We start from the raw sequence: 26,972 nt of genomic DNA, 5'->3' as shown, positions 1-26,972 counted from the left end.
ATTGAATTAATCTTCAGTACCTTTAAGTTTACCTTTTGCTTTCGCGATAACATCTTCCATTACGTTACGAGGCGCTTCTGCATAGTGATCGAACTCCATCGTAGAAGTTGCACGTCCAGAAGTAATCGTACGCAATTGAGTCACGTAACCAAACATCTCAGAAAGTGGAACCAAAGCTTTGATTACTTGAGCACCGTTACGAGAGTCAAGACCTTGCATCTGACCGCGACGACGGTTCAAGTCACCCATTACATCACCCATATTCTCTTCTGGAGTCAACACCTCGATTTTCATGATTGGCTCCATCAATACTGGAGAACATTTTGGCAATGCCTCACGGTATGCTTGACGACCAGCTAACTCGAAAGATAGTGAATCTGAATCGACTGCGTGGAATGAACCATCAATCAAACGAACTTTCATACCAGATAATGGATATCCAGCCAATACACCGTTTGTCATGGAAGTTTCAAAACCTTTCTGAACAGAAGGGATAAATTCTTTAGGGATTTTACCACCAACGATCTCATTTACGAATTGAAGTGGAGATTTAGACAAATCGTGATCTTCATCTGCAGGAGAGATAACCACTTTAATGTCTGCAAATTTACCACGACCACCTGATTGTTTCTTGAATACCTCACGGTGCTCAGTAGTACCGTTGATAGACTCTTTGTAAGAAACTTGAGGAGCACCTTGGTTTACTTCTACTTTGAACTCACGTTTCAAACGGTCGATCAAGATCTCCAAGTGAAGCTCACCCATACCAGAAATTACTGTTTGACCAGTATCTTCGTCCGTTTTTACCACGAATGTAGGATCCTCTTCAGCTAATTTACCAAGACCAATACCCAAACGATCCATGTCCGCTTGTGTTTTAGGCTCGATAGCTAAACCGATAACTGGCTCAGGGAAGTTCATCGACTCCAATACGATTGGGTGTTTCTCTTCACAAAGTGTATCACCTGTTTTGATGTCTTTGAAACCAACTACTGCACCGATATCACCAGCCTCGATGAAAGGGATCGGGTTTTGCTTGTTAGCGTGCATTTGGAAGATACGAGAGATACGTTCTTTGTTACCAGAACGCGTGTTCAATACGTAAGAACCAGCATCTAATTTACCAGAGTATGCACGGATGAAACACAAACGACCTACGAATGGGTCAGTCGCGATTTTAAATCCTAAAGCCGCGAAAGGCTCATTTACGTCTGGTTTACGCAACAATTCAGCGCCAGTGTCAGGGTGAGTACCTCTTACACCTTCTGAATCCATTGGCGAAGGCAATAATTCCATCACCAAGTCAAGCATAGTTTGTACACCTTTGTTTTTGAAAGATGAACCACATACCATCGGTACGATAGAGTTATCTAATACAGCTGCACGTAAAGCGTTCAAGATTTCACGCTCTGTCAATGAATTAGGATCTTCGAAGAATTTCTCCATCAATGTCTCATCATATCCAGCTACTGCTTCTAGTAATTTTTCGCGGTATTCAGCTACTTCTTCTAGCATATCTTCTGGGATAGGCACTTCGGTAAAGGTCATTCCTTTATCGTGCTCATTCCATACGATACCACGGTTATTGATCAAATCAACAACGCCTGTGAAAGTGTCTTCGGCACCGATTGGCAATTGCAAAGCAACTGCTTCAGAACCTAGCATTGATTTTACTTGGCCAACTACTTTCAAGAAGTCAGCACCAGAACGGTCCATTTTGTTTACGAAACCAATACGTGGTACTTTGTAGTTATCTGCCAAGCGCCAGTTAGTCTCCGACTGTGGCTCTACTCCGTCTACTGCGGAGAATAAGAATACCAATCCGTCTAATACACGCAAAGAACGGTTTACCTCTACGGTAAAATCCACGTGTCCTGGAGTATCAATTACGTTTACTTGGTATTTTTTGTCGCGGTAGTTCCAGAAAACTGTAGTAGCTGCTGAAGTGATCGTGATACCACGCTCTGCTTCTTGCTCCATCCAGTCCATGGTAGATGCACCTTCGTGAACCTCACCGATTTTGTGGTTTACGCCAGAGTAGTAAAGGATACGCTCTGTCGTTGTAGTCTTACCAGCATCGATGTGGGCAGCGATACCGATATTTCTAGTTAATCTTAAATCTCTTGCCATAATAATTTTAAAGCGATAGGCTTAATGCCTGTATTTTGTTCAATGTTTTTAAATAAGTACACCGGCTTTGTCAAACCCTTGCGGGATGTCAAAGCCGGCGTATGCCTTATTAGATTCTGGTTGTTTTCACGATTAGAATCTGAAGTGTGAGAACGCTTTGTTAGCTTCCGCCATTTTATGCGTATCTTCTTTCTTCTTCACAGCTGCACCTTCACCTTTAGAAGCTGAAATGATTTCTCCTGCTAATTTTTCGAACATAGTTTTTTCACCACGTTTGCGAGCATAAGAAATTAACCATTTCATACCCAAAGCGATTTTACGATCTGGACGAACTTCCATAGGAACCTGAAAGTTAGCACCACCTACACGACGCGATTTTACCTCTACGGCAGGCATCACATTGTTCAATGCTTTTTTCCAAGCTTCAAGACCGTTCTCTTGAGTTTTTGACTCTACTAATTCTACTGCATCGTAAAAGATAGAATATGCGATAGATTTTTTACCATCGAACATCATGTTGTTTACGAAACGCGTTACCTGAACGTCATTAAACTTCGGATCAGGTAAAATGATTCTCTTTTTTGGTTTTGACTTTCTCATTTTATTTTCCTCCGTTTAATTATTTCTTTTTGCCTTTAGCAGGAGCTGCTGCTGCTTGTCCTGGTTTAGGACGTTTTGTTCCGTATTTAGAACGACGTTGGTTACGACCGGCTACACCTGATGTATCCAATGCACCACGGATGATGTGGTAACGTACACCTGGTAAATCTTTCACACGACCACCGCGGATTAACACGATAGAGTGCTCTTGCAAGTTGTGGCCTTCTCCTGGAATGTAGGCATTCACCTCTTTACCATTTGTAAGACGTACACGCGCAACTTTACGCATTGCTGAGTTTGGTTTTTTAGGGGTAGTAGTATATACACGTGTACATACACCTCTTCGCTGTGGACATGAGTCCAACGCTGGTGACTTACTCTTGTCAACCAGAGCTACTCTACCTTTTCTAACTAATTGTTGAATAGTAGGCATTTACCTGTTCTAGTTTTTTAATTCGTTTAAAATTAATTTTTAAAGTCCGCAAAGATACTTATTCCCTTTTGAATATTAAATAGTTAGATATAAATAGTTGCTGTGTTTTTATCATTTTTTGCTATTCTCTGGGTGTATTGTCAAATAGCAGCATTTTAGTGATGGGGGGCTTAGCGCTTCCAGTATCAATTAAGGTTTTCTAGTTAGTAGCAATATCATATGAAATATTTTGCTAATTTCGCATGTCTATGGCATGTATTTTGCCAAATGCACAATAACTATTGAAAACATTAATAATTTACTTTTAAAACTATGAAAAATAAGTGGGTAGCTGCCATTGTATTGGCGTTGGTAACATTTGCATTTGTTGGATGTTCTAAGGATGATGATAATCCTCAAACTGGTGGAAGCATTGATGCGGCTGTCGGTACGTACAATGGGTCAATTAAGTTAGCTGGTGTGGATAAAATGTTTGATAAAACACTTGTCGTTACGAAATCTTCAGATGGTGTCTTAAGAGCAGAGGTTTCAGATAAGTCATTAAATCTACCTGTTAAAGAGTTCCGCGTGATTAATAATATGGATCTATCCATCCAGACTTCGGGTGTGTCTCCGGAAGGAACCTTTTTATATGATGTAACAAACAGAACACTTCTATGTCAAGGTGAAGAAACTAAGGCGGGTGATATTTTTTATACGTTTGAAGGTACTAAGCAATAATAATCTTCTGTATAGATTGCAAAAAGCGCCAGAACATCAGTTCTGGCGCTTTTTTTCTGTAATGGCCACGTCTTTGCTAACCTGAGGAACGAAGGTGTGGCAATCTAAACTTTATATACTTAGATAAAGATAGATCAGTTTCCTTCGGAGCAGCCTTCGGCGGTCGTCGTACCTCCTCGTGAAGACGAGTAGCTAGGCTATAAGACATCCCGAATCTCTTCGACCTTGTCGAATACGCTTTTGGCGAAAGGACAAAGCGGCAAGATTTTAATGTTTTTCTCTCTCGCAAAATTTACAATCTCCATTAATATCGTTTTACCAACGTTCTTACCCTTGAAGTCGGGGTTTACTTCGGTGTGATCGATAATAATGCGGCTGTCGCCGGCCCAAGAATAAGTCATTCGCCCTGCTTCTTTGTTATCTTCTGTGGCTTTGAAATAACCTTTATTGTCGTGATTTACCTGTTCTACCTGCATGATGTTAACTTTTTAAATGCACTTTCGATTTTACCCTAGCTCACTAGGGTAAAATCAATTTGACGTTTCTCTAGATCTACTTTCTTGACTTTGATTTGCACCTCGTCGCCCAGTTGGTAGACTTTTTTCTTTCGTTGGCCGATGATCGCATAATTCTTTTCATCCAATGTGTAGAAATCATCATTGATATCTCGTAGGCGAATCATCCCTTCACACTTATTTTCTTCGATTTCTACATACATGCCCCATTCAGTCACGCCAGAGATTAATCCGGTATATTCTACGCCGATCTGATCTTGCAAGAATTCGGCTTGTTTGTATTTGATGGATGCGCGTTCTGCTTCTGCTGCTTTCTTTTCCATTTGCGAGCTATGCTCGCACAATTTCTCGTAATGCTCTGGATTCACCTGCTCGCCACCATCTAAATAGAATTGTAATAAACGATGTACCATCACATCGGGATATCGGCGGATAGGCGAGGTGAAGTGCGTATAATAATCGAAAGCTAATCCGTAATGCGAAGTATGTTTGGTCGTATAGATCGCCTTCGCCATGGAACGCACGGCTAAGGAGGTCAATATGTTTTGCTCTTTTTGTCCTTCGATCTTCGTCATCAGCGCATTGAGCGATTTGGCGGTTTCTTTATCCGTGCGGGTATTCATTTTATGACCAAATCTTGAGGCGAACTGCGAGAAGGAAGCCAAAGCGTCGGGTTTCGGTACATCGTGGAAGCGATAGACAAAGGTCGGTTTGTTTTTTCCTTTTCCGCGTTTACCGATGAATTCCGCTACGCGTCTGTTCGCTAACAGCATAAAATCTTCGATCAGCTTGTGTGCATCCTTACGCACTTTGGTATATACGCCGGTTGGCTTGCCGTTTTCGTCAAGGTGGAATTTTACTTCTTCGGATTCGAAGCTGATCGCGCCACTCTTGAATTTCTTTTCACGCAGAATGTATGCGAGCTCGTTGAGCTTTAAAATTTCGTCGGCAAAATCTCCCGATTTGTTCTCGATCACTTCTTGCGCTTCCTCATAAGTGAAGCGGCGATCGGAATGAATCACAGTGCGGCCAAACCATTCGTTTTGAATCTGCGCTTGATCGTTTAATTCAAAGACGGCGGAGAAGCAAAGTTTGTCTTCTTTTGGTCGGAGTGAGCAGAGGTTGTTGGACAAGCGCTCGGGCAACATTGGGATTACGCGATCTACTAAATAAACGGATGTTCCACGATCAAATGCTTCTTTGTCTAGCGGTGAATCTGGGATTACATAATGCGACACATCGGCGATGTGTACACCGATCTCATAGTTGCCATTTTCCAGTTGTTCAAAGGAGATCGCATCATCAAAATCTTTGGCGTCTAAGGGGTCAATCGTGAAGGTCGTGACAGCTCTGAAATCACGTCTCTTGGAGATCTCTTCGGCGGTGATTTGGGTGGCGATATTTTTCGATTCTTCTTCCACTTCATTGGGGAAGTTTAGGGGGAATCCGAAGTCCGCCAAGATCGCATTCATCTCGGTGTTATTCTCTCCTTTTTTACCCAAAACATTCTTCACGATTCCGATCGGATTCTTCGCACTTCGTGGCCATTCTAAAATCGAGACCAGTACCTTTTCGCCGTTCTTCGCGCCATTCAAATTGTCCAGCGGAATGAAGATGTCGTGGTGCATTTTTCGGTCGTCTGCTACGAAGAATGCAAAGCTTCCGGTGATGTCAATTGTGCCGGTAAAATCGGTCTTCGCGCGTTGTATAATTTCGACTACTTCGCCCTCTTTTTTACGTCCGCCTTTGCGTTCAAAAACGTGGACTTTTACGATGTCTCCATGGAGCGCTTGGCGCAATTTTCGAGGGGCAACAAAGATGTCTCCATCTGCTGAATCTTCAGGAACGATGAAGGCCGATCCGTCGGCAGTCATGTCTACTTTTCCTGTAATATAAACCTTGATTGATTTTAATTTGTACTTGCCGCGGTCGTGCGATACGAATAAACCATTTTTGGAATTGTCTGACAGAATGTCTCGTATAGCTTCTTTTGCTTCTTCGTCGTCGAGCTTTAGTTTAGCGCTTACTTGTTTATAGTTGAGTGGTTTGTTATTACCTTTTTCAAAGATCTCTACGATTAGTTTTACGAAAACATCTTTGTAGATTTTGTCTGTTTTATTCTTCATCGTTTGTGTCGAATTATGAGAACAGTTTTGTTGCTGTTTATTTGAGCAAGTGAACTGATTCGTATATACTCGAAGATACTCTTTTTTTGCGGCATATACAAGGTGGTGGGGTAGGGGTGATACTGATTCTGCTATTCGTAAAGTATAATTTTATTTTAGCTTATTTATGTATCTGATTAACAGGTTTACATTTATTTAAATGCTAAAATAAAAGTGATTTAAAAGTGCTTTTAGACCGAATAGAGTGAATAATTGAAAAAGCCATCAATATTTGATGGCTTTGCTAAAAGTATTTATGTGAATTTTTTGATTCGATGTAAGTATTCAAATTGTTTGATATCAGTGTGTTATTTTTTATTTGCTAAATTTTTATCAGCTCGAAATAGTATTATTTTTAGCGGTTTGATTTGGTTTGACTGTTGATCTATGACTGACACTTGTCGCAAAGCCCGACCGCATTTACAGCGACCGATTGCAGCGCGAAATTCTTTGGAACGCGGATGTTTGGAATGGAGATTTCTTCAAGACAAATGACGCTGTTGCAAGATGAGCAAATGAAGTGAATGTGTTGGTCTTCGTGTTTGTGTTCCGAGCAATGGTGCGAGCAGGTCGCGTAGGTTGCCGTACCATGCAAGTCAAATACTTTGTGTAAAATACCCTTCTCTTCGAAGCTGGCCAGGATTCGGTATAGCGTCACTCTGTCAGTTTCCTTGCCCAACAGTTTTTCTAATTCTGGCTGGGATATGGCGCTATCTTTTGCTGATATGATTTCCAAAACACGAAGTCTTGGCTGGGTCACTTTCAACTTATTTTCTCGAAGTAAGTTTTTAAAACGCACCAAATCGTTCGCCTCTACCAGTCCTTTTTGATCTTCTTTCATACGGTATAAAAGTACGGATTATAAAGTCAAAAAAAAACCGTTGCCATAGGATATGACAACGGTTTTACAGCGCCCTGAAATCGGCTCAAAATTATTTGCCAGCAGCCTTGTTGTAGTCTGCCAAAAACTGTGTAAGTCCACTATCTGTAAGTGGGTGTTTCAACAACGAAAGCATCGCTGAAAGAGGTCCAGTCATCACGTCTGCGCCCAACTTAGCACAGCCTAAAATGTGCGCACTGTGACGTACCGATGCAGCCAAGATTTGAGTCTCGAATGCGTAGTTGTCATAGATCAAACGGATCTCTTCGATCAGTGCCAAACCGTCTACCGAGATGTCGTCCAGACGACCGATAAATGGTGAGACATACGTCGCTCCAGCCTTCGCTGCAAGTAATGCTTGACCAGCTGAAAATACCAGCGTACAGTTGGTTTTGATTCCTTTACTTGAGAAGTATTTGATCGCCTTTACACCGTCTTTGATCATCGGTACTTTGACCACGATTTTAGCATTCAAGGCAGCTAATGCTTCCCCTTCTTCGATCATCTCGTTGTAGGTCGTCGCGATCACTTCTGCACTTACATCTCCATCTACAATATCGCAAATTGCTCGGTAGTGATTCAAGATGTTTTCCTGTCCAGAAATACCTTCTTTGGCCATCAGGCTCGGGTTGGTGGTTACCCCATCTAATACGCCCAAATCCTGTGCTTCTTTGATCTGCTCCAGATTTGCCGTGTCGATAAAAAACTTCATATTCGATGTATTGATTTTTAGTGTATTATACTATTGGTAAAAACTAACACTCGCGTCAGTTGTTCCAAAGTTAACTATAAAAAACACAAAGAGTAAACGGTTATTCTTAAATTCGAAGCTTATCTTGATCGATGAATATTTTTAGATCGCTACAGTATCCCAATTTTAGATTACATGTTATCGGACAGGCAATTTCGCTGATGGGTACTTGGATGCAACGGGTAGCCATTAGTTGGATGGTGTATTCCATTACCAATTCGGTTTTCTGGTTGGGTTTTGTTTCCTTTATTTCATTATCGCCCTCGCTTTTCCTTTCTCCATTCATTGGATCCTTTATCGATAAACGGAAGAAATATGGTCTTGTGCGCAAGACGCAGTTTGGTCTCATGTTGCAGGCTGGGCTATTGACGTTATTGGTTTATCTGGGTCTCGAATCGGTGTTGCTACTGTCGGTTTTGGGTTTTATGCAAGGCGTAGTCAACGCATTTGATGTACTTGGTCGGCAATCGCTTATGGTTTCCTTGGTGGATGACAAAAAGGATTTGCCCAATGCCATTGCACTAAATTCCTCTATTTTCAATGCGGCTAGGATGGTGGGGCCTGCTATTGGAGGTATTCTACTCAGTACGTACGGAGAATTGGTGTGTTTCGGGGTGAATTTTTTGAGTTTTATTCCGGTTATCATTTGTTTGATGTTGATGAATGTAACCGAGAGACCAGTGACGAGTATAAAGGAAAGTACGTGGCGCGGATTGGTCGAAGGATTTCATTATCTCAAAAGATCTCCACATATTGCCTCGTTGGTGATCGTATTGACCTGTTCAAGCTTATTGGTAATTCCCTATACTTCCTTACTTCCTGCGGTAGCGCGAGAACTTTTTCAGGGAGATGAGGCTACATTTTCTTGGTTTGAAAGCATGGCCGGACTCGGCGCTATGATCGGCGCCGTGAATATGGCTCGGCTCAAGTCTGGTGAGAATTTGCGTTATCGAGTCATGTTCTCTGCTGGTATAATGGGCATTGCTCTTTTACTATTGGCCTATGCCCATTATCTTCCTTCGGCATTAGCATTCACCGCCTGTGTGGCATTTGGTATGATGATGCAAAATTCTTCCATTAATACCTATATCCAAACGCATGCTGTGCCGGCATACCGCGCACGAGCTATGTCATATTACATTATGGCGTTTCAAGGTATTTATCCCATCGGTAGCCTATTGATCGGGAGTGTAGCGCAAGTGGCCGGGCTTAAAACAACGTTATACATCATGGGAAGTTGTGCGGTCTTGATTTCCTTAGGATTTTATTTATATCTCCGTCTGCATATCAAGCGCCGGCTTTTCAAAAAGATTTAGCAGTGGTTACTTGTTGAGCTTTCGCTTGCGATTGGTGAGCTGTAAGGTGGCTGTTTTGTAATTGATCACCGCACCATAGGTATGTAAGATATCACCGCCTAAAACGCCTATAACAGGCTCCAAATTCATTTTACGGTAAGCGTAGTTGATTGAACTTAGATCTAATACCGCAAAATCGAACTTTTTGATCTGCCATTCGCCGATTTTGACTGATGGAATGTGGACAAAAAAGCTTTCCATAGCATTCGTTCCTAGCCCGGTAGATAGTACGTCAGTAAGGTTTAGTTGGGATTCAGCTATTCCAGATTCTAACAGGGTCGTTTTGTCTAACACGGTTTTAGAAGCGCCTGTGTCCACGACCATTTTAAAGGTCTTGTTTAAAAGTTGTATCTCTACAAGGGTATGGAAACCATCCGGTTGTAATTGGATGATTTCCAATGGTATTTTCGTCATGTATTGTGGTGATTAAGCGAATCGACGTATTTGCTGTTAAATGATGCCCTCGTCCGATAGCACCTGATTCATCTTGCGAACCGCATCAGCACTTTTACTCAATAGCTCTTTTTCATCTTCTGATAGCGACATCGGCACGATACGATCCCAGCCTTTATTGTTGATGATGACTGGTACGCCTAGTGCGATATCTTCGTGTCCGTATTCGCCTTCTAGATAAACGGAAGCGGTAAATAGTTTTCCTTGATTGCGTACAATGCTCTCTACCATTGCGGCAGCAGCAGCACCGGGAGCATACCAAGCAGAAGTACCAATTAAACTCGTCAACGTAGCTCCGCCAACCATGGTTTTTTGGATAATGTCCGCTTGCTCTTCATCGGATAAGAGTTCACTGATACGTACACTATTCCAAGTCGCATGCTGGATCAATGGAATCATGGTGGTATCGCCGTGTCCGCCGATGACGATCGCATTTAGATCTGTTGCGGCAGCGTTTAATTTTTGTCCAATCTGATATTTGAAACGGGCAGAATCCAGCGCGCCACCCATACCAATAATTCTATTTTTAGGCAGTCCACTGCTCTTCAACGCCAAATAAGTCATCGTATCCATCGGATTGGAAACAATTAGTATGATAATATCTGGAGAATGCTTGACTAAATTTTCTACGACAGTCTTTACGATGTTCGCGTTGGTGCCAATTAGTTCCTCCCTTGTCATGCCCGGTTTGCGTGGAATACCAGAGGTAATAACAGCCACCGACGAGCCAGCTGTAGTACTGTAATCGTTTGTCACGCCGGTGATCTTTGATTCGAAGCCTAACAATGCTGCTGTCTGCGACATATCCTGCGCTTTGCCCTCAGCAAAGCCCTCTTTGATGTCTAGCAAAATCACTTCTTCGGCAATGTTTCTTCGGATAATATTATCAGCAGTAGTCGCACCTACGGCTCCTGCACCAACTACAGTTACTTTCATGTCTTAGTGGATTATTGATTCATTTAAAGCTACAAAAAATAACCTAAACATGCGACTCTTAGAATGGATAACCAATCGCTAAGTTGAAGACAAGGTTTCTGCGTCGCCATTCACGATCGCCAAAGTCGATCTGGTTGAATACCCAGCCATTACTTTCCTGTACGTACGGTAAGCGGAATGGAATAGCAAAGTCGGTACGGATCACTAAGAAGTCGATATCAACGCGCAGACCTAAACCGCCACCAACAGCTAATTGCTCGTAGAATTTGGTGGTCAATTCTGCACCTGGTCTACTCGCATCTGGTCGCTGCAGCCACACGTTGCCGGCATCGACAAAACCCGCCCACTTGAACATGCCAGAAATGGTTCCACGGTATTCCGCATTGAGCTCTAGCTTAAAATCACCGGTTTGATCGGCAAAGAATTCATCGATGCCCAAGTCTGCCAAATTCGTTAAACCTGGACCGACAGAGCGGGCTCTGAAAGCACGCATACCATTTGGTCCACCGGAGAAGAATTGCTTCAAATAAGGAAGTTGAATGGAGTTGCCATACGAGTGACTGGCGCCAATCATGGCTCGGGTCACAAAAGTAGATTTTGGACTTAATTTCCAATAATGTCTGAAGTCAGCTTCACCCCGTACGAATTGCGCATAGCGCGTGCCAAATAAGAATTCAGGACTATCTGATGATGCATCCGCTCCTTGAATCAAGCCTAGCACATTACCCGACGTATTCAAGGCACTACGCACAAAATAGGTGTGCGTACGATCCTCCATATTGTTCTGGAAAGTAAATACGTAATTTGGACCAAAAGAAAACTGCGGTTCGATAATATGTCCCAATGTCGGGAACTGCACTATCTGTTCGCGATAAGCTTGTGTCACATTTCGTGGTTGTGCATAGATGATTTCGGCTACGGTAAGATCGTGCACTTTACGTTCGTTCTCTTTCCAAGAATAACCAAAGTTAAACGTCATAGAGTTGAGCGTATAGGCAGTACGGCGATCTAGAAACTCGTACCGTACGCTGGCAAAGGTACGGGGAATGTATTTGCGCGAAGGTGCCCATTTGTACGGCGATAGCAAGCGCGGCCAACTGATCGACGCTTCAGCACCGTAGCGAATGTAATTGGAGTTTAAGGCCACTCCACCACCTCTTTGGGTTTCAAATCCTGCAAAAGCGGTTAACGTAAGTGTTTCAAATCCTTTAAAAGCATTTTTGAGACTCCAGTTTATATTTCCCTCGATACCGTCGTATACGGTCGCTGTTTTGGCGATTAACTCTGTACGTAGCGTGCGAGGTTTCATTGGCGTAAGGTAATAATACACATCCATCGTATTCGCTGAATCCTTACTATCCACAAAGTCATTTTTCACGAATTGAAAGGTATTCATATTGACCAAATGATTGATCGTCATATTATGATCTTCCCTATTATACATTTCGCCTTTGTGGAAGAACAGGTGATTAGCGAGTACTTTCTTTCTAAATTTATTGTCGGGATCATGGATGTAGTACTCCCCCTCGTAGGCCTCGGTTCCTCTAGGAATACGTCGCGTATAACCATCCGCGGATTGTGTGTAATTGGGAAAAACCACTATTTTACCAATCTTTTGTGGTTCTTTAGCGCGCTCCGGCGTTTCTGGCTTGACCGTCATGTACATGTCGACCTGATGCGTACCCACGGTACTATCTACGTCCAAGAGCAAGTGATCGGCATTGAAGTAATAGTAACCTTTGTTCTTCATGTCGACATCAATCCGCTCGCGCTCGCTAATAACGACGTCGAGATTATAATTGTTGCCGCGGCGTAGTAAGGTATTTCCTTGCGTGCTTGCGATGTCCTGCCCCCAAGTTTTGGTCGTATCTACATCGAATACGACATCTTTGATTTTATAACCTGGGCCTGCAACGGCATCAAATTGTACGGTGGCTTTCTTGCCGTCAATGATGGTATCGGAGGTTACGTTGGCTTGAAAGAAACCGAAATTTTCTAAACGATTGCGCAGTAAGTTTTCATTGTATTCTTGATTTACTTCGCTCAATAAGACGGGTGGCTTACCCTGCTTTTTGATCCATCGTTTGATGAAGCCAACCGTGGTATCCGGTCCACCGCCCATGTTCCACAAGGCTACTTTAAAGTTAGAAGTCGGTTCTGGGCGTACAAAGCTTTGTAACCGGCTTTCGAAAAGTTTCTTACGGTCTTTGTCTAGGGTGTCATTTTTAATATTTACGGTCGCTTCTTCGAAAAGATGTTCCCCATCCGCGATATGCTTCGTGGTGTTGCAGCTTGCTATTATTAAAAGCAGTGCACCAGCAAATATAAAGTGATTACTTTTCATTAGACTCCCTTTCTTCTTCCTCATTTCTTATGGCGGTATTTTCTTTTCTTCTTACTGAATCTTGTTTGGTACGTGGTCTTGCATTGAAGTTGGTCACGCCATTTACACTTAGGCTATCGCGTCTAGCTTCGGGTTTGCGTGCCGTAGAATCTTGGCCACGACCTCTTCTAGCTTGATGCCGTGCTAAGCTATCTTGTATCACGTGGCGTACGCTATCGCGGTATACCGAATCGGTATCCATTCGCTCGACATCAAATCGTCTACGGAAATTCTTGCTATCGCTATTGTAATAATTGTCTATAGCGCGAGAGCTCATGAAGATCTCTCTGAATTTATCGTAAGTGATGTTGGCCACCAAGCCAATACCTGTTTCTACGAATTGACCTTGCAGTGTAGGTTGATATTGATTTTTGCGGAATACGCGGCCGATATAGCGACCATCAGGCGAAATACGACCTTCGATGGATACGTCTCCGGCGATATTAGAAGCTTTCTCTCCTGGACGGCTATTGCCTTCCACCTCAAAGTTCGAGCCGACAGTTACTTTGATCCGATCATCAAATAAAGCTCGTGATATACCGACGTTCAGATCGGTACGATTTTGTGCACTTCCTGTTAGATAATCTTGCTCTGATTGTAGGTTGAAATCTATGTCAACCCCGCGAATCAAATCGGACGTTAAATTGTTCAATTGTCCTGTCAAGAAGTTACTTACGGTGCTTCTCGCCATGCCCTCGACACCGCCACCACCAGATAAACTTTCAAAAGGATTCGCTGCCATAAATCGACCGAGTGCAATCAAAGAAAACACTTGTTTGTTCAGCTCTGCTGGATCGTTGCGCATATTGGCCAATGCGATATTCACGTTGTTGGTCACATCTTGTGGAACCATAGAAGTATTTTCATCCAGTTGAATATCGAATGATAAATCTGGTGTAAAGAGAGCTCCCGATAGTTTTAGTAATACATTGAATGGAATACGCTGGCGATATAAATTCTGTGATTGTAGCTGTACTTGCGATTGCACTAACTCCAAGGTAGGGAATCGATTACGATATACCGCGGTGATATTCATATTCGCATCCAATGGATCTCCACCCCACGTAATGACGCTCCCTTTTTGGAAAGTAAACTGACGTGAAAGTGGGCCAAGTGGCACGGTATAATCACCTTTTTCGATGGTGTACGTACCAGACATCGTGATTTTTTCACTAGCATCGATCGCTGCAGTAAGGTTAGCTACACCTTGAATATGCAATTCATCCTTGGTGCCGGGATCTAATACCACTGTGAAACGAGCTTCTGGATCGGTCTGCAACTTCAAGCTGATATCCATCCCAGTCAACGCGGTTGGTGCAGTAGTCAGCGAATCTAGTCGTGCAAATATATTTCTACTCGTGCTATCGCTACGATCTACAAACTTCACCACACCGTCACGCTCGGCTACACCCGGATTTTCGTTTGGTACGACAAAGTAAAAGTCTGTATTGTCGTTCACTCGAATACTACCATCTACGCGCGGGCTGTTCATATCGCCCGTCACTTTGAGATTGGTAGTGAGATACATTTTTCCGTAAAACATATCATTGTCTTCCATCGTCGAATTCATGGCTTCGAAATCGTCCATATTGAGGCTTAGATTGAAAGCAAAGTCGCTGTAGTCTTTAGTTTGCACGGTACCATTGATACGAGCCGTATTATTTTTCGCGTCACGTATTTCAAACTGTTTGAATTGTACCCCTTGGTTGTTGAATGAAATGGTTTGGTTATTAATCAACATCGTTGAATTTAACATCGCCACATTCATTTTACTGTTGTTGAATGTGAGTCCGCCGGTGATACGAGGTGCTGCGGTGGTGCCGGCAATGTCGATCTTACCAGATATATTTCCTTCGGTATCTTTCAGGTTACCCAGACTAAACGCTTCCAGCGTTTTCATCATCATCGGTTTTAGCTCCAGGCTTGCATTGATTTGAGCATCACCTTCTGGCGGAGACATAAAGGTACCTAATAACTGTACCTCATTGCCATTGCCTGTGATCGCAACATCTGCTGCAAAAGTGTTCTGCGTCTCGTTATTCACTTTGATGCTGATATCACCCACTTCTTGTTTCGCAAAACTGAAAGCATTGATTATAAGGTCGGAAACAAATACAGGACTGCTCTCTAAGCGGGATACCGTAGCAGTACCGTTGATGCCGCCTCCGATATCTAGCGATTCGGAATCGACCATTCTACTAATAGTTTCGATGCGGAAATTATCAAAATTTAAGGCAATAGGCGAGTTATAAGTAGAATCTTGTGACTGTATGGATAGTTCTTGGCCTGCTTGGCTCAAGACAAAATCGCGTACCAATATGCCCGCATCACCAAATGCAATCTGGTTGTTAGGCCGCACATTCCAGGTATCATAATTCAGCATCAAGCCATCCTCTAGCATGCTCAAGATGTAGTTGTTATTGTCTGCCGTCATTTTGGCACCTAGGTGGTACTGTGGTTTGCTTTCTTTGTCCCGTATCCACAAACCAAAGTTGAGATTATTATCGGCCACATCACCACTAATGATGGTGTTGATCAATTCGATGCTGCTCACACCAATTCTATTGATCAAGGCATTATAATATAACGTGCTATCCACGGTAATGATATCAGCCCCGACATTTTCTACTTCTGTGCCAGAATAGATGAGTTTTGGTGCTAGTAATTTCGCAATTAAGGTCTTGGTTTCGCTGTCAAACGTACCATCTAGTGTAATATCGCGCATCTCTTCTAGATCAGGTACGAGTTCGCGAATGATGCGCGAGTGATTGACCCGGGCACTAAACTCAAAACGCTGTGGTGAATACGAAGTCGTATCGACCACGTTGGTTGGATTATAATAAACACGCACAATATCCTGAATAGAAGTTCCTAGTTCGGATAGGCGGTAATTACCTACCAAGTGCGCATTTAAAAATTCGGAATTGAATAGTATCCTGCTTCTTTCGGCAGTAGTGGACGCGGTTAAGGCAAGCGTATCCAGATAATAGCGATCATCGTTATGCGCTATGTTGGAGTTAAGTACTTTCAGTGAACCATTCAAATAGTCGATATCCAAGGTTTCAAAATCTGCCACCACCTTTCCGTGATAACGGAAATCATCGTCCATCAGTTTTAGATTTTGCAGATTCACACTGTCAATCATCAACGTCGCCGTAAGTCGTGGATAGGTATCGTGCATATTCGCGTCCAGATCTAAATCAAATCGCACGTTAGGATCTGGGCTATTGATATTGCCGCGGATATCTCCACGATTGGCTTCCAGATCCATCGTGATATCACGATAGGAGTAGCCCATGGCATCAGCTCGGTTTATCGTTCCTTGTACCTGCGCCAGCATGGTTTTAGGATCTAAGCCAGTACCTTTTACATGTGCTTCGGCAGCGATAATACCCAGTACTGAATCTTGCCCCAAGATTTGACCAATATTTAAATCATTGATGGCTACCCGAAGATCATAGGTCGTGTCCCGTGCCATACGCATATTTCCGTTTACACTGGCATTGCCTTGCTCGGTGATGAGATCCATATTGGTCGCAAAAGCTGTCATCCCGCCTTTGAATTTTCCTGATAAGCTTATAGAGTTAGGCAGTTGAATACTGTCTGGCAACATCGATTTTGCAACCAATCGCTCGATATCTCTTCGGCCTGTGGTGAACTTTCGCAAATCTAGATCCACATATAATTTCTCGATATCTGGTAAGCCTTTTATATGTGCTTTGGCGAGCATGTGGGTATTATCCAGTGTTTTGAATTCGAAATTTGGGATATATAAATCATTCACAAATCCGTGTACACGTCCGTCAATGTAAAACTTCTGCGCCAACAGCGGTTTCATGCTTTCTTCTTTCTCCAGATCCGGAGCCAAGAAACGCAGATCGCTCATGTCGATATGACTTTTCTTGATATTGGCTTCGATCTGTACTTTACTTAAGTCTTCCGAAAGAGCATCGAGTGAAGGATAACTCACCTTCACATAGTCGCGAATCAAGCTTTTGGAGGTTTCTACGTACAAATTCTCAATTAGTGCACCCGTGTTATAGTAGGCGAAATCTGCTTTTACTTGCTTCAAGAAGAATCCGGAGTGATCTTTTACCGTTAGGTTCTTCAACGAACCAGAAATAGAATCTGCCGAATAATAGAGGTCTTGCAGATCGGTTTCAAAATTGGATAATCGCATGTTGAAGAAGTCCAAGCCCTTTGTTCGTGGTTGGTTTTCATCTTTGAACCAGAAGTTGGTTTTCTCTACATTCAATTTGCCTAAGCTCACGACCCAATTCATCGGCTGGGCTTCTACGGCACTTGTGTCTTGTGCGGCAGTGGCAGGCGCTGGAGCGTCGACTTTGCCAAATAAAACATAGGAATCGGATTCTTCTAAAGTGACGTCTTTGATACGCACGATCTCCTTATTGAGATCCATTTCCTCGATGTTGGCGATAAGTTTTCGTAGGTCAAACTTCGTATCCATGCCCGAAGCTTCATCATCGTACTTGATATGAATATTGCTGAGATTAATCGTTTTGATATCTAGGGCAGGCATCGCTGCGGTTGCGGTGGTGTCGGCAGTCTCGATGCCGAAGTCTGTCGCGCTTGGCGCGTCTGTACTATTAGCTACAGCCCATTGCCGTACTTTGGCCTGCACACCATCCAAGTTAATGGTCGACATGGCAAATGCCATATCACCTGTGAGGTCGAATTTCTTAATATTTGTACTAAAATGTTGCAGGTTCAGATCTGCGTTTGTTCCGATTACTTGATCATCGTACACTAAACGGATGCGCTCAAAAAGTACTTTATCCAAATCAAACACCATCGTTGATTCGGTTTCTTCTTGTTTGGGCTGTGTTTCTGGTGAAGCAAAAGCATTGACAATGTAATCAAAATTGAATGTACTATCAGGTAGTGTGCGACTAATCTTTGCGGTGACTCCTTTTACTTCCAGCTCTTGGAGCTCTACGGTGTTATCTAGCAAGCGCCACATATTGATGTCTACTAGTATCTTTTCTCCCGAAAGCAAGGTGTCTTGTGATTGGTCTTCTATGTAAATGTTCTCTAATACAAGCTTCTTGGGGAAAGCAATATTGATGTAGCCTATACGTACCGGTGTTCCGATCTTTCCTTCTACATAATTGGTCACTTTACCAACTACAAAATTCTGTACAGAAGGAATCCGTATTAATACAATAATTAGTAGAGCTAAGAAGATAACAGAACCGATGATCCATAGGAGAGTCTTCAGCGCGATTTTTCCAAATCTATTCAAAATGAGCGTATATATCGTTAATATTACGTTAGAAACACCTGGTGAGCTGTTATGTTTGCCCCAGTGTTAAAGTTATGCCTCAAAATATTTATGCAGTCTTCAGACCTCTAATCTGAAATTGCAGCATAATTTTTGCAGAAAACTTGTTTCGTGCAAATGTCGTTCCTTTTTTTGCATAATAAAAGAAATATATTGGCCTTAGCATTCAGATTATGAAGATATTGATCGTGGAAGATGAAATTGAGCTGCAACAAGTAATGGTTGAGTTCTTGTCGAAAGAGGGTTACATTCTAGAAGTTGCTGCCAATTTTTCGGAAGGATTGGAAAAAATATCTTTGTACCAATATGCATGCATTTTATTGGATATCACCTTACCCGGTGGTAGTGGGATGCAATTGCTGCAATCCTTGCGAGAGCGTGGCGATAGTACACCGGTGGTGATTATTTCTGCTAAAGGATCTATTGATGATAAAGTAGAAGGATTGAATCTGGGCGCAGATGACTATCTGCCCAAACCTTTTCATCTGGCTGAATTGCTGGCGCGTATCAAATCGGCCGTACGTAGACATCATAACCACGTTGATAATCGCGTAATCTACAAAAATGTCGTTATGGTGCCGGATGATCGTAGTGTATTAGTCGATGGAAATGTGTTGCAACTTAATCGCAAAGAGTTTGAGGTGCTGTATTACTTTATCATCCGACCGGAGAAACTCGTGCAAAAGTCCTTACTAGCCGAATCCATCTGGGGCGACGCGGTAGATCAGGCAGACAGCCTTAACTTCATTTATTCGCAAATAAAGAATCTACGTAAAAAACTGCGTGACTATGGTGCCGAAGTAGATATTCAAGCTGTATATGGTGTCGGGTATAAATTAGTGTAACGATCATGGCTGTTTCCATAAAACAATATACGATGCGCTACGTGATGATTGCCATTTTTGCAGTTATGACTGTTTGGGCGTTACTTTTTTATGCCTATATACTAGATGAGGTATACGATAATGCAGACGATGGATTGCGTAATCAAAAGATTAATATCTTACGGGCCGTGTATGAAGATCCATCTATTCTGGAATTACGCGAATATGGTGTCAATGAGTTTCGTATAACCCCATTGGCCGATACGGTGTTTGACGAAAAGAATCGGTTTTCGAATGAATTCTTTTATATGCCTTATGATGACGAAGACGAGCCATATCGATTACTTACGACGATGTTTTACGGTCCGGATAAGAACACCTACTTACTGGAAATTCGAGCATCTACGGTGGAGCGAGATGATTTAATTATTGACCTATCTACCGCCTTATTAGTATTGTATATTGTGATGATCTTGAGCATTTATCTGCTCAAAGAATATATCTTCACGCGTGCTTTGCGTCCTTTTAAGGTAATACTAAAAGATCTGAACGATTATCAAGTCGGGAAGACGACAGCCATTGCGCCAGTAGATACCAATGTATTGGAGTTCCAAAATCTACATCAGCATATTACATCGATGGTAGCGCGAAATGCAGCTGTGTTTGCTGATCAGAAATTGTTTATTGAGAACGCTTCCCATGAATTGCAGACACCGTTGGCTATTGCAGTGAATAAGCTGGATTTGATATTGGAAGATGAAGATGTGCTATCTGGGGTGATGGCCAAGATAGCGGATACCAAAGTTTCTTTGAAAAGGTTGATCGATCTCAATCGTTCCCTGTTGTTTCTGTCACGTATCGAGAATCGGCAGTTTGTGCAGAACGAGCTTATTTCTTTAGATGCTTTGACGGATGAGCTACTCGACAACTTTCTAGATATTGCAGAGCATAAGGGAATTCAAGTAGATGTAGAGTATAGCGCGACTTTACACGTAAAGGGCAATCGAGATCTATTAGCCATGGCTTTGTCCAATCTCATTCGCAATGCGATACGTTATACGGAATCTAATGGTACGATCCGTATCTCCATTCATTCGAATAGCTGGCAGATTGCTAATAGTACTAATCTCGGAGCCTTACCGGAGAGCTATATCTTTAATCGCTTTTATAAAGGTTCGGATAGTATGCAGTCCAACGGCTTAGGGCTTTCTTTGGTGCGGTCAATCCTACAGATCACGCCTGGAGGCGGAGTAGCATACCATTTTGAAAATAATTTTCATATTTTTTCAATTTCTTTTACAAATTCCTAAATCTTTCCCAAATACGCACTCATCTTTGTTCCTAATAAGATTTAGCAAAGAGCATGAGAATGCGTCATATTTCTTTTTTTGGATTTCTGATACTCGTACTTAATGCCACCGGAGCAGCCGGTCAGGACAAGCATAGCTCCGTTGCTAAATTGCCGCAAAAAGCGAAAGACTTTTTAAATGCGCATTACGCCCGTATAGATGTCGCCTCGGTTAGCGAGGATGTACAATCTTGGTTTGAAAGTAACGTGTACCGTGTGATATTGAAAGATGGAAAACGGATCGCATTTGATGAGTCGGGCAACTGGAAAGAGGTGGATGGCAAAAGAGCCGCGCTTCCGCTCAATCTGATACCCGCCAATGTGCGGGCCTACGTAGCACGTAGCTTTCCGAGAACGGAGGTGGTCAGGATGAAAAGAAATAAACATAGATATCACGTAGCGATATCTAGCGGACTACAGCTAGAATTTAATAACAAAGGAGAATTTATAAAAATTAAGCAACAATAACTCTACACTACACAAATGAAAAATGCAATCTTAAACACTTTGGTTCTGTTAACAATGGCAGTGGCTTTCCTATCTTGCGACAAAGAGGAAACGATTCAATCGGCAGATTTGCCTGTTGCAGCCAACACTTTCTTGACCACACACTTTGCGAATGCAAAAGTATCGCATGTAAAAAAGGAAAAAGAAGGTTTGTCCGGTCGGGAATACACAGTTTACTTGAGCGACGGAACTGAAATTGTTTTTGATAAAAACGGTGATTGGACAGAGGTTGACGGAAGCAATAATACCGCAATTCCAGAAACCTTTATCTTAGCACCAATTGTATCTTATGTCAATGAAAAGTACCCACAAGCAAAGATTGCGAGTATCGAAAAAGACAGAAATGAATTCGACGTTGAATTGACTAACGGGTTTGATCTTGTCTTCGATGCCAACGGTACTTTTAAACGGATGGATTAATTCATCTGTTGGCTTACTACCTGGGAAATAGAAAGCCTTTAAAATCTTCTCGATTTGATAGCATTGTGGCTAGAGATTGAGAACATACGTTGATATGACACACAAAAACCTTGGCTGCCAAGCCAAGGTTTTTGTGTGTTTATGCAAGGGGCGTAGTAGTCTTAACTATTGCTTCACGTAAGTTCTGCCAATCAGGAGCTTTTTACTGCCTAGTGCTAAGCGTGCTATAGTACATATATAGTACATTATCAGTACACTTACATCGGACAAAAGGTTAAGTAGATGCCTATCTAACGCGGATCTATACCCGATCTAAAGTGGTGTCTTATTCCAATAATTGCTATACAAGTTTCTTAGTAAACCCTTAAACAGTTATAGAGTCGATCTTGCTATTCCGAATTCTACTTGGAACAGTACAGGGCATGTAATGATATTTACTAAGCATGTATCTGTCTCTTCAGATTGCGCGCGGAAATACTGTTCATTCCCGTACAATACATGTTCGTAAATGGACAGGTTTTCAAATTAAAATAATTTTATATTCTGATTATAAGTATTTTATGATTTTGGCAATTAACTTGATCATTTTTGTGAAGCGGATGCCGATGCGTGAAAATAGTTTATTTTTAACTCTTCCAATCCGTTGATATAAAACAAAAAAATAGCCATGCTTAGAAATTATTTCACGATAGCCCTGCGTAATCTCCAGAAGAATAAGGCATTTTCTGCTATTAACATTATCGGGCTAGCGATCGGTATGGCAGGCTGTCTCATGATTGCCTTATGGTTGCAGAATATGCTGAGCATGGATCGCTACCATAAAAAAGACGATCGCTTGTATATCATCAGCAATAGAGACGATTATCAAGGATCTCAATTCGCTTGGATTAGTACCCCAAAGATTTTGGGGGAAGCGATGGGAGCGGAGTTTGCCGATGTAGAGTCGTATTCTCGGTATGGCGATGAAAACCATTTTCTCACGACCTATCATGATAAAAAAATCAAAACCCACACTACTTTTGTGGATCCTGGTTTTTTTGAACTATTTGACTTTCCATTGATAGCGGGAGAAAAGGACGGTTTGCTGCAAGATCCGACCTCTATCGTGTTGACGGAGTCGAAGGCGCAGGCGCTCTTCGGCGAGGAAGATCCTATTGGTAAGATCATCAAGATTGACTCTGTCAATCAGGTGCAAGTGCAGGCCGTTATGAAGGATCTGCCTGCAAACTCTAGCTTTGATTTTGAAGCCTTAGTATCTTGGGATTATGCTAAAAAAATCGGCTATTACGATGAGAATTGGGCTAATAACTCTATTATAACGTATATTTTGTTGAAGGTAAATGTGCGCTTAGCCGATTTCAATGATAAAATAAAAACCTTTGCTCGGGATCATACTAACAGTAATAATAGCTTCAGTAAAAACACATCGGAGATATTTGCAACACCTTACCGAGATCATTATTTGTATAATAATGGTAAAGGAGGAGCGTACACTAGTGGACGTATTGATCTAGTTCGACTTTTTGCTTGGATAGGCGGATTTATACTGTTGGTCGCATGTATCAATTTCATGAATTTGAGTACCGCAAAATCGGAGTTGCGCGCCAAGGAGGTCGGCGTCAGAAAAGTAGTAGGCGCAAGAAAGAAAAGCCTGATTATGCAGTTCCTTTCTGAAAGTATGCTTATCAGTCTATTAGCGATGATTCTAGCGGTAATCATCATGATCGTCGAACTTCCCTATTTTAACCAACTAGTCTCGAAGGATCTTTCCATCTCATTTATGACGCCTACAACTTGGCTGTTTCTTGTTGCATTTGCCTTGTTTACCGGTGTATTGGCGGGTATTTATCCTGCATTTTTCCTTTCCGCATTTGCACCTATCGCAACACTAAAAGGAAAGTTTAAGGGCACTACCAAAGGCGTTAGTATCCGTTCCTTGCTCGTCGTGTTGCAATTTACCTTAGCCATTATACTGGTGATCTCCACAGTGGTTGTCACTAAGCAAATTCAATATACGAAGGATCGAGATAGAGGCTATGAGGAAAATGGGCTAGCATATACGTACATAGAAGGAGAGATAGATAGACACTATGAGCAGATTCGTCACGATCTGGTAGCGAGTGGCGCAGTCTTGTCTGTCTCCAAAAATATGTCTCCCATTACCGACCGATGGAGCTCCGGGCTGGGATTTACATCAGATGCTTCAACTGAAGCGGATAAAAGAATAAACTATGTACGCTTTAGTTCGGATGCCGACGCGGTGAAGACCTTGGGTTTTGAACTATTGGCCGGACGAGATATTGATATCAATACATTTCCTACCGATAGCCTAGCAGTACTACTCAATGAATCTGCCGTGCAAGCACTCAGATTGGAAAATCCGGTAGGTAGTACAATTATGGGCGATGGAGAAAAGCGTGTGGTAGTTGGCGTTATTAAAGACTTTGTGATCGGTTCACCGTTTGGCAAACAGGAACCCACCGTAGTTTTGGGCCCAGATGCATGGTTTAACATTATACACTATCGACTAAATCCGGCCAAGAATACCGCGGAAAGCCTGAAAGCGATCGAAGCCGTTTTTAAAAAATATAATCCCGATTATCCATTTTTATACCATTTCATTGACAAGGTTTTTGAAAACAAATTCAAAGAAACACAAGCAGTGGGTACCATCTCCATGTTATTTGCCGGCCTGACTATCTTTATTGCCTGTTTGGGTTTATTAGCTCTTATCGCCTATATGGCTGAAACACGCGTGAAAGAAATCGCTGTACGTAAAGTGCTGGGGGCGTCTGTCACACAAATTACAGTGCTACTTTCTCGGGATTTTATCAAGTTGATTATCTTGTCTATTGTCATCGCATCACCCATCGCATGGTGGGCAATGAATAACTGGTTGAAAGATTATGCTTACCGTATCGAGATACAATGGTATTATTTTCTAATTGCAGGCTTTATCGCGATTGCCATTTCATTAGTGACGATCAGTTTTCAGTCTATTAAAGCTTCGCTTGCTAAGCCAGTTGATAGTTTGCGGAATGAGTAATAGATCTTTGCCTGCGCATTGAAAAATCCCATCATTGCTGATGGGATTTTGTGCATTATCTCCTTAATGAATAAGATATCATAATATATAATGCATTTAGCACAATTCTACTGCATTTACGTGACGCTGAAATTGACCAGGATTGACGCCTGCAAAGCGCTTAAAGAATCTGCTAAAGTGTGAGCTATTGTCAAAATTCAACTTATAAGCGATTTCCTTCACGCTAAGTGTCGTATTGGAAAGCCAGTATTCGGCTTCCTTGGAAATACGGTCGTGTATGATTTGCAAGGCTGTGACGCCCAAGACTTCTTTAACGCTTTCACTAAGATGCTTTGCTGATACAAACAGCATGGAGGCGTACTGATTTACTCGCCTGATAGTCAGAAAGTGCTTGTCTACACGCTGCTGAAAATCCTGAACCAACAGTTCCTTACGCGATTTTATGTGTTCCATCTGGGTTGGTGCAATTTGGGTGGCTCGAACTACTTTTAGCACAAGCTCTACCAACAGCACTTTTAGCATACTTGAACGTAAAAAATTTCCACTATAATATTCTTCATAGATATCGGCAAATAGCCTAATAATCTGTTTTTTCGCATTCTCGGCCACCAAAAAAACAAAAGTTTGTCCAAACTTGGAGTCAATCGTATGTTCAATCGGAGGGGCAAATGCCAGTAGTTCTTCCAAAAAATCTTTCTTAAAATGGATGACAAAACAAGAAAAATCGTCCGTCCATTCTTTCAATCGCAGTCCTCCCACGGAGCAAAGCAGACTGCCGCTTTTGATATCAAGCCACAGATCATTGCCATCAATCAGGGCGCCGCCTTGTACAACCATGCTCAGCACATACATTTCTGGGTCTTCAGTGATAGTAGATTTGCCATCCCGAAGATATTCTACCATAAAGGAATCGTTTGAAAATACGGTCGACCTAGAAGAAAGTAAACTCACCTGAGGAGTGGAGGCGAGGTCTTTACGGTTATTTCTCTCAGACCGTGGTATTCTAAATAATGTATTATTTTTCATAGCTAGACGCCGACTTAAAACCAGATAATTGACTTTTATCCAAAAGTAGTCAATTGTTAAAAGAGGTTGGTCACAGAAATATAAAATGATTAGTGAAAGGAGATAGCTGATTTGCTTACTTCAGAAATTGATCGATAAACAAACGGCTCTCCCCATGATGGGAAGAGCCGCTAATATTAAATAGGATAAAATGGCTCTTACAAACCGAAACTATATGCTACGCGCAATCCCAAAACATTATTGGATGCACCTTGATCGGTGAACTTGGTAGTACCTTCAAAACGCACACCAGCGTCGATGTAATTTTTACCGCCAACTGGGAAGAGGTATCCGATCTGTGGCGCATACACAAAGGCTGTAGATTTGGTTGCGCCGACATCGTTTTTATTTGCCACGAATGATGCCCCAGCCTCACCGTGCACATAGAAATTTTTGGCAACGAAATATTTCAGACCCGCTTTTACAGGTATCAACTGTAGGTCATTGAAAGAAACACCCGCGAAATCTTTAGCGAAATAGTTGTTGTATCCGGCATTCAACGTTACATAAAGATCATTTTTATATATAGCGTAGTCTGCTTGAATAGAACCGCCTATGCTCCAGTCAAACGCATCAGAAAAACTACCTACCGGAAGGGTCACCTCTGGCCCAACGCTCAAACGTACTTTTTCACGTTCCTGAGCTGATAAGGAATTAGAGAGAAATAAACCCAACAATGCAGCGAAACCAATTTTTAATACATTTTTTTTCATAACATTTTACTTTTATATAATTTTTAAACAATTTCTGTAGCGACTTTATTGAATTGCGCTACATGATGACACAAAAGTAAGAGGAGTGTTAAGGTCGATCAATACCCAAAATACGGCATCCACAACCAAAATTACGGTTTCTACAATAAGAAGAGGTTAATAAACATTTTTCTCAAGATTGGTGATGAAGTACGGCTATAAACAGAGCGGAAATTCAGTAGGGACCTTATGGTGGCAGGGCTTCTGTTCGACTCCTCACAACGCAAAAAATCCCTCATTTTTCGATGAAGGATTTTTGTGCGGAGCGTTCCGGATTGGCTCAGCCGCTCAGCACCCCGCGCACGACCTTGAGCCTTCTAGAATCGAACCCCGGCCAACGCTTCTGTTCGACTCCTCACAACACAAAAAATCCCTCATTTTTCGATG

The 26,972-nt window shown here is 42.2% G+C and carries 21 protein-coding genes; 8 read left to right on the top strand and 13 right to left on the bottom strand.

Going from position 1 to position 26,972, the window contains the following annotated elements; genetic code table 11:
* Positions 1–6: 6 nt before the first annotated feature.
* From fusA to rpsL, 3 genes are all read right to left on the bottom strand, one after another.
* Positions 7–2,130: an elongation factor G gene (fusA, locus tag GKO22_RS10830; protein WP_166334971.1), complete on the bottom strand. Its 2,124-nt coding sequence runs from the start codon at positions 2,128–2,130 to the stop codon at positions 7–9.
* 132 nt (positions 2,131–2,262) lie between these two features.
* The gene (gene rpsG / locus GKO22_RS10825) at positions 2,263–2,730 is read right to left on the bottom strand and encodes a 30S ribosomal protein S7 (RefSeq protein WP_066753031.1); all 468 of its coding nucleotides are present in this window, start codon (positions 2,728–2,730) and stop codon (positions 2,263–2,265) included.
* Between the two features lie 19 nt (positions 2,731–2,749).
* Positions 2,750–3,163 carry a 30S ribosomal protein S12 gene (rpsL, locus tag GKO22_RS10820; RefSeq protein ID WP_002993550.1) on the bottom strand — a complete coding sequence of 138 codons (414 nt, stop codon included), beginning with the start codon at positions 3,161–3,163 and terminating at the stop codon, positions 2,750–2,752.
* A 312-nt stretch (positions 3,164–3,475) separates the two neighbouring features.
* On the opposite strand from rpsL, the gene GKO22_RS10815 reads away from it, so the two are divergent.
* The gene (locus GKO22_RS10815) at positions 3,476–3,883 is read left to right on the top strand and encodes a hypothetical protein (protein ID WP_166334969.1); all 408 of its coding nucleotides are present in this window, start codon (positions 3,476–3,478) and stop codon (positions 3,881–3,883) included.
* 197 nt (positions 3,884–4,080) lie between these two features.
* Here GKO22_RS10815 and GKO22_RS10810 read toward each other — a convergent pair whose 3' ends face one another.
* From GKO22_RS10810 to fsa, 4 genes are all read right to left on the bottom strand, one after another.
* Positions 4,081–4,359 carry a GNAT family N-acetyltransferase gene (locus GKO22_RS10810; protein ID WP_166334967.1) on the bottom strand — a complete coding sequence of 93 codons (279 nt, stop codon included), beginning with the start codon at positions 4,357–4,359 and terminating at the stop codon, positions 4,081–4,083.
* Between the two features lie 35 nt (positions 4,360–4,394).
* On the bottom strand, positions 4,395–6,524 hold the full coding sequence (gene rnr / locus GKO22_RS10805) for a ribonuclease R (protein WP_166334966.1): 2,130 nt from the start codon (positions 6,522–6,524) through the stop codon (positions 4,395–4,397).
* Positions 6,525–6,948: 424 nt separating this feature from the next.
* Positions 6,949–7,404, bottom strand: coding sequence for a Fur family transcriptional regulator (locus GKO22_RS10800; protein ID WP_166334964.1), 456 nt, complete (start codon positions 7,402–7,404; stop codon positions 6,949–6,951).
* 91 nt (positions 7,405–7,495) lie between these two features.
* Entirely contained in the window at positions 7,496–8,155 is a 660-nt protein-coding gene (gene fsa, locus GKO22_RS10795; RefSeq protein ID WP_166334962.1) for a fructose-6-phosphate aldolase, read from the bottom strand.
* Between the two features lie 131 nt (positions 8,156–8,286).
* Here fsa and GKO22_RS10790 point away from each other — a divergent pair, with 131 nt between their 5' ends.
* A complete protein-coding gene (locus GKO22_RS10790) occupies positions 8,287–9,510 on the top strand; it encodes an MFS transporter (RefSeq protein ID WP_166334960.1) in 1,224 nt (407 codons plus the stop codon).
* A 6-nt stretch (positions 9,511–9,516) separates the two neighbouring features.
* On the opposite strand, the gene GKO22_RS10785 is transcribed toward GKO22_RS10790, so the two are convergent.
* Genes GKO22_RS10785 through GKO22_RS10770 form a run of 4 tightly spaced genes read right to left on the bottom strand, consistent with a single transcriptional unit; the run spans position 9,517 to position 18,584 of the window.
* Positions 9,517–9,963, bottom strand: coding sequence for a retropepsin-like aspartic protease (locus GKO22_RS10785; protein WP_166334959.1), 447 nt, complete (start codon positions 9,961–9,963; stop codon positions 9,517–9,519).
* A 36-nt stretch (positions 9,964–9,999) separates the two neighbouring features.
* The gene (locus GKO22_RS10780; protein WP_166334957.1) at positions 10,000–10,938 is read right to left on the bottom strand and encodes a malate dehydrogenase; all 939 of its coding nucleotides are present in this window, start codon (positions 10,936–10,938) and stop codon (positions 10,000–10,002) included.
* 58 nt (positions 10,939–10,996) lie between these two features.
* Positions 10,997–13,282 (bottom strand): translocation and assembly module lipoprotein TamL, encoded by a 2,286-nt coding sequence (gene tamL / locus GKO22_RS10775; protein ID WP_166334955.1) that lies wholly within the window; start codon positions 13,280–13,282, stop codon positions 10,997–10,999.
* On the bottom strand, positions 13,272–18,584 hold the full coding sequence (locus GKO22_RS10770; protein WP_166334953.1) for a translocation/assembly module TamB domain-containing protein: 5,313 nt from the start codon (positions 18,582–18,584) through the stop codon (positions 13,272–13,274). Before GKO22_RS10770 ends, tamL begins: the two co-directional genes overlap by 11 nt.
* A gap of 212 nt (positions 18,585–18,796) precedes the next feature.
* On the opposite strand from GKO22_RS10770, the gene GKO22_RS10765 reads away from it, so the two are divergent.
* The 5 genes from GKO22_RS10765 to GKO22_RS10745 all read left to right on the top strand — a co-directional run bounded on the left by GKO22_RS10765 (position 18,797) and on the right by GKO22_RS10745 (position 24,768).
* Positions 18,797–19,468: a response regulator transcription factor gene (locus tag GKO22_RS10765; protein ID WP_166334951.1), complete on the top strand. Its 672-nt coding sequence runs from the start codon at positions 18,797–18,799 to the stop codon at positions 19,466–19,468.
* 5 nt (positions 19,469–19,473) lie between these two features.
* Positions 19,474–20,757, top strand: coding sequence for a sensor histidine kinase (locus tag GKO22_RS10760; RefSeq protein ID WP_166334949.1), 1,284 nt, complete (start codon positions 19,474–19,476; stop codon positions 20,755–20,757).
* Positions 20,758–20,816: 59 nt separating this feature from the next.
* Entirely contained in the window at positions 20,817–21,263 is a 447-nt protein-coding gene (locus GKO22_RS10755) for a PepSY-like domain-containing protein (RefSeq protein ID WP_166334947.1), read from the top strand.
* Between the two features lie 15 nt (positions 21,264–21,278).
* Complete coding sequence (locus tag GKO22_RS10750; protein ID WP_166334945.1) at positions 21,279–21,722, top strand: PepSY-like domain-containing protein; 444 nt, start codon at positions 21,279–21,281, stop codon at positions 21,720–21,722.
* Positions 21,723–22,389: 667 nt separating this feature from the next.
* Positions 22,390–24,768, top strand: a complete 2,379-nt coding sequence (locus GKO22_RS10745; RefSeq protein ID WP_166334943.1) for an ABC transporter permease — start codon at positions 22,390–22,392, stop codon at positions 24,766–24,768.
* Positions 24,769–24,864: 96 nt separating this feature from the next.
* On the opposite strand, the gene GKO22_RS10740 is transcribed toward GKO22_RS10745, so the two are convergent.
* Positions 24,865–25,794: a helix-turn-helix domain-containing protein gene (locus GKO22_RS10740; protein ID WP_166334941.1), complete on the bottom strand. Its 930-nt coding sequence runs from the start codon at positions 25,792–25,794 to the stop codon at positions 24,865–24,867.
* A 197-nt stretch (positions 25,795–25,991) separates the two neighbouring features.
* Positions 25,992–26,546, bottom strand: a complete 555-nt coding sequence (locus GKO22_RS10735; protein ID WP_166334939.1) for an outer membrane beta-barrel protein — start codon at positions 26,544–26,546, stop codon at positions 25,992–25,994.
* Between the two features lie 184 nt (positions 26,547–26,730).
* Between GKO22_RS10735 and GKO22_RS16580 the strand changes: the two genes are divergently transcribed.
* Positions 26,731–26,972: hypothetical protein (locus tag GKO22_RS16580; RefSeq protein ID WP_206367881.1), on the top strand; the 242-nt coding region annotated here is incomplete at its 3' end.

Source organism: Sphingobacterium chungjuense, from assembly GCF_011316935.1.
Classification (GTDB): Bacteria; Bacteroidota; Bacteroidia; order Sphingobacteriales; family Sphingobacteriaceae; genus Sphingobacterium; species Sphingobacterium chungjuense.
This window is presented reverse-complemented; position numbering and strand designations above follow the sequence as displayed.

What these genes read in the sequence shown, in the direction of transcription:
- GKO22_RS10740 (WP_166334941.1), bottom strand. Translation starts at nt 25,794, where the DNA reads ATGAAAAATAATACATTATTTAGAATACCACGGTCTGAGAGAAATAAC.
- GKO22_RS10810 (WP_166334967.1), bottom strand. Translation starts at nt 4,359, where the DNA reads ATGCAGGTAGAACAGGTAAATCACGACAATAAAGGTTATTTCAAAGCC.
- rnr (WP_166334966.1), bottom strand. Translation starts at nt 6,524, where the DNA reads ATGAAGAATAAAACAGACAAAATCTACAAAGATGTTTTCGTAAAACTA.
- GKO22_RS10800 (WP_166334964.1), bottom strand. Translation starts at nt 7,404, where the DNA reads ATGAAAGAAGATCAAAAAGGACTGGTAGAGGCGAACGATTTGGTGCGT.
- fusA (WP_166334971.1), bottom strand. Translation starts at nt 2,130, where the DNA reads ATGGCAAGAGATTTAAGATTAACTAGAAATATCGGTATCGCTGCCCAC.
- GKO22_RS10745 (WP_166334943.1), top strand. Translation starts at nt 22,390, where the DNA reads ATGCTTAGAAATTATTTCACGATAGCCCTGCGTAATCTCCAGAAGAAT.
- GKO22_RS10780 (WP_166334957.1), bottom strand. Translation starts at nt 10,938, where the DNA reads ATGAAAGTAACTGTAGTTGGTGCAGGAGCCGTAGGTGCGACTACTGCT.
- rpsG (WP_066753031.1), bottom strand. Translation starts at nt 2,730, where the DNA reads ATGAGAAAGTCAAAACCAAAAAAGAGAATCATTTTACCTGATCCGAAG.
- GKO22_RS10765 (WP_166334951.1), top strand. Translation starts at nt 18,797, where the DNA reads ATGAAGATATTGATCGTGGAAGATGAAATTGAGCTGCAACAAGTAATG.
- GKO22_RS10815 (WP_166334969.1), top strand. Translation starts at nt 3,476, where the DNA reads ATGAAAAATAAGTGGGTAGCTGCCATTGTATTGGCGTTGGTAACATTT.
- fsa (WP_166334962.1), bottom strand. Translation starts at nt 8,155, where the DNA reads ATGAAGTTTTTTATCGACACGGCAAATCTGGAGCAGATCAAAGAAGCA.
- GKO22_RS10755 (WP_166334947.1), top strand. Translation starts at nt 20,817, where the DNA reads ATGCGTCATATTTCTTTTTTTGGATTTCTGATACTCGTACTTAATGCC.
- GKO22_RS10750 (WP_166334945.1), top strand. Translation starts at nt 21,279, where the DNA reads ATGAAAAATGCAATCTTAAACACTTTGGTTCTGTTAACAATGGCAGTG.
- rpsL (WP_002993550.1), bottom strand. Translation starts at nt 3,163, where the DNA reads ATGCCTACTATTCAACAATTAGTTAGAAAAGGTAGAGTAGCTCTGGTT.
- GKO22_RS10790 (WP_166334960.1), top strand. Translation starts at nt 8,287, where the DNA reads ATGAATATTTTTAGATCGCTACAGTATCCCAATTTTAGATTACATGTT.
- GKO22_RS10735 (WP_166334939.1), bottom strand. Translation starts at nt 26,546, where the DNA reads ATGAAAAAAAATGTATTAAAAATTGGTTTCGCTGCATTGTTGGGTTTA.
- tamL (WP_166334955.1), bottom strand. Translation starts at nt 13,282, where the DNA reads ATGAAAAGTAATCACTTTATATTTGCTGGTGCACTGCTTTTAATAATA.
- GKO22_RS10785 (WP_166334959.1), bottom strand. Translation starts at nt 9,963, where the DNA reads ATGACGAAAATACCATTGGAAATCATCCAATTACAACCGGATGGTTTC.
- GKO22_RS10760 (WP_166334949.1), top strand. Translation starts at nt 19,474, where the DNA reads ATGGCTGTTTCCATAAAACAATATACGATGCGCTACGTGATGATTGCC.